The 690-nt window shown below is 66.1% G+C and carries 1 protein-coding gene and 1 pseudogene; both read right to left on the bottom strand.

Features of this window, described 5'->3' with window-relative positions:
- Window positions 1–247: pseudogene (locus FUT88_RS25745) on the bottom strand (CDP-glucose 4,6-dehydratase); the annotation flags it as partial.
- The coding region (locus tag FUT88_RS25750; RefSeq protein ID WP_261797305.1) for a sugar phosphate nucleotidyltransferase at window positions 232–690 on the bottom strand (459 nt) is incomplete at its 5' end. The gene FUT88_RS25750 and the pseudogene FUT88_RS25745, both read right to left, overlap by 16 nt.

Here is a 690-nt window from a genome sequence, read left to right on the forward strand (position 1 = left end):
TCATGGCGGCACGCAAGGTATCCGCGTCGCGGATGTCGCCCAGCGTGTGGCCGGCTATGGCGGATTCCACCTTGGCCAGCGTAAAGAGATTCGGGCTCGTTTCGGGCGCCAGGCTGTAGCCGTACACATCGGCGCCAAGCTGGCGCAGCCACAGTGCCAGCCAGCTGCCCTTGAAGCCGGTGTGCCCGGTCAGGAAGACGCGCTTGCCTGCCCACGCACGCGGGTCGAGCGTCACCACTTTTTCCACGGTGCACTCCCCGCTTGCCAAAGGGCTTCCAGACTGTTCTTGTCGCGCAGCGTGTCCATCGGCTGCCAGAAGCCGTGATGCTCGAACGTGTTCAGTTCGCCCATCTCGGCCAGGCGTGCCATGGGCGCACCTTCCCACGGCGTGTCTTCGGTTGCGATGTATTCGATTACCGCCGGATTGAGCACGAAGAAGCCGCCGTTGATCCAGCTGCCGCCGTCGCCGGGCGGCTTTTCGGTAAAGCCGGTCACGCGTGCGCCGTCGCGCTGGAGCATGCCGTAGCGGCCCGGCGGCTGCACGGCCGTCACGGTGGCCATCTTGCCGTGCGCGCGGTGGAAGGCGATCTTGCTCGTGATGTCGATGTCCGACACGCCGTCGCCGTAGGTAAAGCAGAACGGCTCGTTCGGGTCCAGATAGGCGGCCACGCGCTTCAGGCGCCCGCCGGT

Source organism: Ralstonia sp. TCR112, assembly GCF_007997035.1.
GTDB lineage: Bacteria > Pseudomonadota > Gammaproteobacteria > Burkholderiales > Burkholderiaceae > Ralstonia > Ralstonia edaphi.